Raw genomic sequence first — 6,456 nt, forward strand, 5'->3', positions numbered from 1 at the left:
TACTTCATCACCCAAGTTACCAACAGAATCCATTTGAGATTTTAAAGAAAGGCTGCAAGCCGCTTAATCATTAGGCTAACGAAGCAAAGGTTGAGCTTAGTTGTACCAAACTTAATCCGTCACTTATCTAATGTTTGATGTTCAAAATTATCAACCTCAAACACCTAATGTGACCCCTGAAAACTATCGCGTTGTTCCAGTGAAACGTCAAACAAATAATCAGCTTTAGCTATCCAGCCTTTAGAAGATACTCATCCTCCTCAACTTGAGACTTTTTGCCACTTCTGAGCAATTTTGTCGATTAACGCTAACACTTGAGCCAAGTCTTCGCCCCGTTCTGCTAGCCCGTAGGTGACTTGCGGTGGAATCGTCGGCTTGTAGTCCCGGTAAATAATGTCTTCTTCCTCCAGCATCCGTAGCCGTTCTGTTAAAACTTTCGCTGAGATGCCGTCAACTTTGCGTCTTAGCTCGCCAAAACGAGTCGGACCGTTATTGCTCAACAGCCAGAGAATGCTGAGTGTCCAGGGACCCGCTAACAGATTTAGAAGCTGCCCCGACGGGCATTCCATGTGTTCTGCACTAAGTGACATAATCAGTTCCTCAATGGTTTTCTAGTTACTTTAAGGTACCTACTTTACTTTTTATATTAGTTACTTATAGTAAGTAGTGCAAGCCTTTATAACTCTCCGACGAGAAGACAACAGGATGACTGAAGCAACAAAAATCACAACATTGGATAACGGTCCGTTTCTAGTGACGGGTTCTGTTTTACTTACAGACGCTCAGGGAAATCAGTTTCATGCAGAACGAGAGACGATCGCGCTTTGCCGCTGCGGAGGCTCTACCACGAAACCGTTTTGCGATGGTGCTCATTCAAAACTTGGTTTCCAAGCAGCAGAGCGAGCTGTTCAGCAACAAGATAGTCAACTTTAAGTCACTAAACATTTACCGTATGACGAGTACATCTCACACTCCTCTAGCGATCGAGCTATCTTCGCGATCAATCGATCGTCGTCAGCCGATTGCATCCAGACGCGGTCAAGTCGTTCGCGCAGGAAGCGGCGTAAAAAACATTGTCACTATTGGGATGGATGAGCTATCTGAGCTGGATCCATTTCTCCTATTCGCAGAGTTCGGCGGCGCGGGTCCGGAGGACTATATCGGCGGCTTCCCTGATCACCCGCATCGAGGTTTCGAGACGGTGACTTATGTGGTGGAAGGTCGGCTCAAACATGCGGACAGTCACGGCAACGAGGGTCGGCTGGGTCCGGGCGCGGTGCAGTGGATGACAGCGGCGCGCGGATTGATCCATGCGGAAATGCCCGACCAGGCGTCCGGTCCGCTCCGCGCCTTTCAGCTATGGATCAATTTGCCCGCGCGCAACAAGATGGACGTGCCGCGCTACCAGGACATTCCCGCCGAGCGGGTTCCGAGCTTGGAGCGCGACGGTGTTAACGTCAAAGTGTTGGCGGGTGCCGCCTTTGGACTGAGAAGTCCGATCGACGCAGGTCCAACCGATCCGGTCTATCTCGACTTGAAGCTCGCGCCCGACTCAACGATCGCTGTGCCACTTCCTCGCGGGCATCAAGCCTTCGCCTACGTCTACGAAGGCTGCGCCTGTTTCGGTAAACAGGAGGCGCGCGCCGAGACGATCACGCTGTTCTCGGACGGCGACCATCTGGAGGTGTCAGCCCGCGAATCGACCCGGCTGCTGCTGCTGGCGGCGCGACCGATTGGCGAACCGATCGCTCGGCAGGGACCGTTCGTGATGAACACGCTTCAAGAGATCCGGCAGGCTTTCGCCGACTATCAGGCGGGCCGGTTCAGCTCTTGACCAGCCCGGCACAGACGAGAATGCAATTCGTCGAGCCGCAAAGCGGCTCGACGCTCAACTCAGATAAGGAGACATCCCTCTCTACTTGTAAATGCACTTTCACCTAATAGATGCAGTAGCTAGCAGGCTAATACAGCGCTGCAACGGACTGTTAGTAGGTGCTTGCGATGTGGCGTAGGTATGGGCAGCCATTGAGTTGTGCCGTTAGCTGCTCTGCACAGAGACTTTGCACTCGTGCTTGAAGTCTATTGTCCAGTGCGATCGCGCTGCGGAATTATCTAGGGATTCAAGATTTGTCGTAACAGGTTGAGTCCAGAAAGATAGTGGGCTAAGAAGACGATCGATCGTGCCTAGCCGTTAGAGTTCTACAAATCTTGATACGTCAATTCTGCATTTGCCCAATCGGTTTCTTCAAGGAATTGGGCAAAGGTGGTCAGGAGTCCGGGAAATGTCTCTCGTAAGCGGGGAACATCCGCCTGATAGCCTTGCTTGCGATACCACTGAATCAAATCAAACAGCGATTTGCGAAACAAAAGTAAGAAAATCCAGGGTGGAATCTCTTTGTAGACTACAGATTTTCCCTGTGCTCTAGAGAATGCCTCTGCCATTTGTTTAGGAGTCAATACGTCCCCAGCCAGTTCAATTTCTTGACCCACATATTGAGAACGGTGCTTCATTACATGAGCAGCCACTCGTCCCATATCTTTTGTCGTAATCAGATGAAGTAGCCTATCAGGTTGCACTGCGAAGGGAAAAGACCCCTTAAGTACAGACGGTCGGGTGTATTGCTTCCAAAACTCCTCCATAAACAGGCAAGCCCGCAGCATGGTTGTGGGTAAACTCGCTTGCTTCAGAATCTGCTCTACTTTGTGCTTTTGCTCGATGTGGGGAATGCCAGAATTGCGATCGACTCCTCCCGCAGAATTGTAGACAAAGTGGCTAACATTAGCTTCCTTAGCCGCTTGTGCAACTCGCTCTGCCCTGGCAATTTCTTGTGGATCAGGCTTGGCAGAATCTGGGGCAGTTGCGTGGCAGTAAACGGCTGAAACACCTACAAAGGCTGCTCTCATTGAAGACTCATCATCGAGATCCGCTTCAACTAGCTCAACACCGCTATTGTGTAGCCTAGATAGAGAAACACGCTCAAGGTCAATCTTGCGAGTAATCGCACGTAGATTAATCACGTTCTGTTCGAGCAATCCTTTGACCGCATTGCTGCCTGTTCCCCCGGTTACTCCAATTAGCAGCACTTTACCAACAGTTATCTCTGCATTACTCATGCTCTTTACTCCACAACGATCGGATTAACTGATCTGCCAATTCTGCCCCAAAAATCTTCACGGCTAAAGCATTTCCTGGGTCGCGTTCTGCCGTAATTTGTCGCATCCGTGAATCACGTTCTGATAGCAGAGTTTGACGATCGACCGAAACAGATTCTGCTTGCTTAACCCACGTTAACCAGCGAGAACACATTTCATGAGCAGTATTCCGAATAAGCAAAAGAGAGTCTTCTGTGGCTGCACAAGTAAAGCAAAGCGACGTTGGAGATTGCATTTGCCTCACATACAATGCCTTACTCACAAATAAGGACAGATTAGGATTCTCTCTTAATTTCAGATAAGTGGCATTTATAGGGTCATAGTAGCGTTCTGTGTAGTTTAAGTCACTCCACAAATCAACTCTAGGAATGTAGTCAATATAGAAGAAAGGCTCCGGCTTTGTACCAAATTCAAACGCTAAGTGAGGTACCTGAATCAGTGGACTGAGCCAAAGGGTCAGGCGCATGGTGCTAAATCTCATCTGAGGGGCATTAAACCAGGAATAAACCAGCCAATCTATCTCTTCTCCAGTGAAGGTCAAAAGCGAGCCTGTCACGTTGCCATCAGGACTGCTAAAACTTTGAAGGGGTTGATTTGACCGAGGCAGAATTGCAATCTGGTGGGTTACTTCTTCGTATAACTCACTCAAAATGCTTTGCAATTGCTTAAACAAAGAGGCGTGGTCTAGATTAGCTTGAGAAGTCATTGTTGCTTTCAAACGTTAACTATATTATCAAATTGTAGAGTTTAGCTCATAGAGCAAACGATTCATAAAACTAAGTTATGAATTAAGCTTTTCTAGATTGTTAGATATAGGTGCAAGGGCGCGATCGCGGCTGCACATATTTTGTAATTTTGGGTGAATCGTGGAGCGATGAGATTTCGGCTTCTGCTGGAGTCTAAAACATCGTTGGAGCGGACAGATAAAAAGTGCTCGATGGCGTGCGGGGAGCGTTGCTGCCGCTCAACTTGATCGTTAGATAAGATAGTTAAATCTTGGAAGATACAGTCGTACAACATTCATACTGGGTTTCTCGATGAGTACCTCTCGCAAGCGATCGTCGAAAAAGCAGCGGGCGATCGAAATCCTGCTGCGTCTAAAAAAACTCTATCCCGAAGCCCCCTGCACGCTGGATTATCAAACTCCGGTGCAGCTTCTAGTCGCGACGATCTTGTCGGCGCAGTGCACAGACGAACGGGTGAACAAGGTAACACCCGAACTGTTCCGCCGCTTCCCAGATGCCGCCGCCCTAGCAGGTGCAGACGTTGCAGAGCTAGAAGAGTTGGTTAAATCCACAGGCTTCTACCGCAACAAAGCGAAAAACATCCAGGCTGCCAGCCACATGATCATGACGGAGTTCGGCGGCGAAGTGCCAAAGCTGATGGAAGACCTGCTGCGGCTGCCCGGAGTTGCACGCAAAACGGCGAACGTTGTCCTAGCACACGCCTTCGACATCCACATGGGCGTCACCGTGGATACCCACGTGAAGCGACTCAGCCAGCGACTGGGACTAACGGAGCACACCGATCCCATCCGGATCGAGCGGGACTTAATGAAGCTGCTGCCTCAGCCAGATTGGGAAAACTGGTCAATTCGGCTGATTTACCACGGGCGCGCCGTGTGCAATGCTCGCAATCCGCAGTGCGATCGCTGCGTCTTGGCAGACATCTGCCCGTCTGCAAATCTGTCGCCGGATCTACGGGCAGCGGTAGAGGAAACGGAGGCGCTGATTCCCGATGCAGAGGCAGCAACGAGTACGCCGTAATTTGGGTGGAGCGGCTGAAACCGCCTGCAATCCCAGCCGACTTTAGGCTAAAATGATGCACTGTGTCTTTATTTATTGTGAGCGTCGGGATCAGACATGGCTAAAAAGAGCATGGTTGAGCGCGAAAAGAAGCGCCAGAAACTGGTAGAGAAATATGCGGCTAAGCGGGAAGAGTTGAAAGAGCAGTTTGCTCAGGCGACCACTCAACAGCAGAAACTGGTCGTTCATCGTCAGCTTCAGCAGCTTCCCCGCAACAGTGCTCCCGTCCGTCAGCACAACCGTTGCTGGGTTACGGGTCGTCCCAGAGGCTTCTACCGGGACTTTGGCTTGTCCCGCCATGTGCTGCGGGAAATGGCACACCAGGGATTGCTGCCCGGTGTGGTGAAGTCGAGCTGGTAGTGAGCGATTAGTGGATAGTTGTTAGTTTGACCACCTGGCTGTATCTGTAGGTTCCTGATAGCTAATTTGCCGTCAATGGCAGACCAATCTGATAGCTGGATAACCAACAGTTAATAACTAATAGCTAATAAGTGGCGATTGGCAACTAACTACTGTCCGCAGCAGCGATCAATGCCCAGACTATCAAGCAGTAGCTCGCTGACAGCGTTGGCGACGGTGAACTCACCGAAGAAGCTTTGAGAGAAATCGAAGCTTTCCATTTCAGTCACGATCGCGATCACCAAAGAACCCAAATCATTTTCACCTTCCATGCGCTGCCGGACAAAGATCTGAGCAGCGCGTTTTGCAATGTGCTGGTTGACTGGCTCTGGGATGTATTCCTGATCAAGCCAGCGCAGTAGGGCAGCTTGCAGCCACTCCCCTTCCTGCTGAGGATGCTGGGTGGGCGGTAGAGTGATGGGCGGAATTGGGTCAACCATCAGCGCGATCGTAGCCTCGTTGCTAATTAGTTTAGCGCGTGTCGGCTGCAAAAACGTTCAAGACATCCCGTATGAACCCGTCCTACACTGAGGCAGCAAGTCAGGACGCAGACAGTGAAAAATCAGATTGGGGAACAGGCAAAATTCTGGCGCGACTCCAGCTTGAGCAATCTAGAACTGCTTCGCGCTACTTACATCACGCATTCGTTTGCCCGCCACACGCACGAGACGTTTGCGATCGGCGTCGTCGATGCGGGCGTCGAGGAATTCACGTACCAGGGAGCCCTGCATCAAGCTCCAGCAGACAGCATTGTGATTGTGCATCCGGGCGAGGTGCATACCGGACAGGCAGGCATTCCCACAGGCTGGACCTATCGCATGTTTTATCCGGATGTTTCGCTGCTGCAATCGGCGGTTGGCGAACTATCTGACCGATCTCGCGTCATTCCCTATTTTCCGCAGCCAGTGATTGACGATCGCAACTTAGCAAATCAACTGCGCCACCTGCATCACGCGCTAGAAACCTCAGACTCGCGGCTAGAGCGGGAGTCCTGCTGGCTCTGGACCGTGGCTCAGTTGGTCAACCGCTATGCCGAAAACCGACCCATGTTCCGCGCCATTCGACAAGAACAGCGCGTGATCCAGCAGGTGCAGGACTA

Annotated in this window: 9 protein-coding genes; 5 read left to right on the forward strand and 4 right to left on the reverse strand. The window is 50.8% G+C overall.

Translation table 11 applies throughout. The features are described 5' to 3' along the window. Nucleotides 1-260: 260 nt before the first annotated feature. Nucleotides 261-590 (reverse strand): helix-turn-helix domain-containing protein, encoded by a 330-nt coding sequence (locus tag H6F43_RS11395; protein ID WP_190342883.1) that lies wholly within the window; start codon nt 588-590, stop codon nt 261-263. 115 nt (nt 591-705) lie between these two features. Here H6F43_RS11395 and H6F43_RS23105 point away from each other — a divergent pair, with 115 nt between their 5' ends. Beyond that, nucleotides 706-933: a CDGSH iron-sulfur domain-containing protein gene (locus H6F43_RS23105; RefSeq protein ID WP_190342884.1), complete on the forward strand. Its 228-nt coding sequence runs from the start codon at nt 706-708 to the stop codon at nt 931-933. 19 nt (nt 934-952) lie between these two features. After that, complete coding sequence (locus H6F43_RS11405; protein ID WP_190342885.1) at nt 953-1,834, forward strand: pirin family protein; 882 nt, start codon at nt 953-955, stop codon at nt 1,832-1,834. 365 nt (nt 1,835-2,199) lie between these two features. On the opposite strand, the gene H6F43_RS11410 is transcribed toward H6F43_RS11405, so the two are convergent. Both H6F43_RS11410 and H6F43_RS11415 read right to left on the reverse strand, forming a co-directional pair. Beyond that, a complete protein-coding gene (locus H6F43_RS11410) occupies nt 2,200-3,114 on the reverse strand; it encodes an NmrA/HSCARG family protein (RefSeq protein ID WP_190342886.1) in 915 nt (304 codons plus the stop codon). Then, entirely contained in the window at nt 3,107-3,859 is a 753-nt protein-coding gene (locus H6F43_RS11415) for a red chlorophyll catabolite reductase (RefSeq protein WP_190342887.1), read from the reverse strand. The genes H6F43_RS11410 and H6F43_RS11415 overlap by 8 nt, the downstream gene beginning before the upstream one ends. Nucleotides 3,860-4,190: 331 nt before the next feature. On the opposite strand from H6F43_RS11415, the gene nth reads away from it, so the two are divergent. Further along, entirely contained in the window at nt 4,191-4,919 is a 729-nt protein-coding gene (gene nth / locus H6F43_RS11420; protein ID WP_190342888.1) for an endonuclease III, read from the forward strand. Nucleotides 4,920-5,015: 96 nt separating this feature from the next. Continuing rightward, nucleotides 5,016-5,318 carry a 30S ribosomal protein S14 gene (gene rpsN, locus H6F43_RS11425; protein WP_190342889.1) on the forward strand — a complete coding sequence of 101 codons (303 nt, stop codon included), beginning with the start codon at nt 5,016-5,018 and terminating at the stop codon, nt 5,316-5,318. Nucleotides 5,319-5,467: 149 nt separating this feature from the next. Here the strand turns inward: rpsN and H6F43_RS11430 are convergent, their stop codons facing one another. Next, on the reverse strand, nt 5,468-5,797 hold the full coding sequence (locus H6F43_RS11430) for a hypothetical protein (protein ID WP_190342890.1): 330 nt from the start codon (nt 5,795-5,797) through the stop codon (nt 5,468-5,470). Between the two features lie 114 nt (nt 5,798-5,911). Between H6F43_RS11430 and H6F43_RS11435 the strand changes: the two genes are divergently transcribed. Next, nucleotides 5,912-6,456: AraC family ligand binding domain-containing protein (locus H6F43_RS11435; protein ID WP_190342891.1), on the forward strand; the 545-nt coding region annotated here is incomplete at its 3' end.

The sequence above is a fragment of the Leptolyngbya sp. FACHB-36 genome, from assembly GCF_014695955.1.
Classification (GTDB): Bacteria; Cyanobacteriota; Cyanobacteriia; order Leptolyngbyales; family Leptolyngbyaceae; genus FACHB-36.

What these genes read in the sequence shown, in the direction of transcription:
- H6F43_RS11410 (WP_190342886.1), bottom strand. Translation starts at nt 3,114, where the DNA reads ATGAGTAATGCAGAGATAACTGTTGGTAAAGTGCTGCTAATTGGAGTA.
- H6F43_RS23105 (WP_190342884.1), top strand. Translation starts at nt 706, where the DNA reads ATGACTGAAGCAACAAAAATCACAACATTGGATAACGGTCCGTTTCTA.
- H6F43_RS11415 (WP_190342887.1), bottom strand. Translation starts at nt 3,859, where the DNA reads ATGACTTCTCAAGCTAATCTAGACCACGCCTCTTTGTTTAAGCAATTG.
- nth (WP_190342888.1), top strand. Translation starts at nt 4,191, where the DNA reads ATGAGTACCTCTCGCAAGCGATCGTCGAAAAAGCAGCGGGCGATCGAA.
- H6F43_RS11430 (WP_190342890.1), bottom strand. Translation starts at nt 5,797, where the DNA reads ATGGTTGACCCAATTCCGCCCATCACTCTACCGCCCACCCAGCATCCT.
- H6F43_RS11405 (WP_190342885.1), top strand. Translation starts at nt 953, where the DNA reads ATGACGAGTACATCTCACACTCCTCTAGCGATCGAGCTATCTTCGCGA.
- H6F43_RS11395 (WP_190342883.1), bottom strand. Translation starts at nt 590, where the DNA reads ATGTCACTTAGTGCAGAACACATGGAATGCCCGTCGGGGCAGCTTCTA.
- rpsN (WP_190342889.1), top strand. Translation starts at nt 5,016, where the DNA reads ATGGCTAAAAAGAGCATGGTTGAGCGCGAAAAGAAGCGCCAGAAACTG.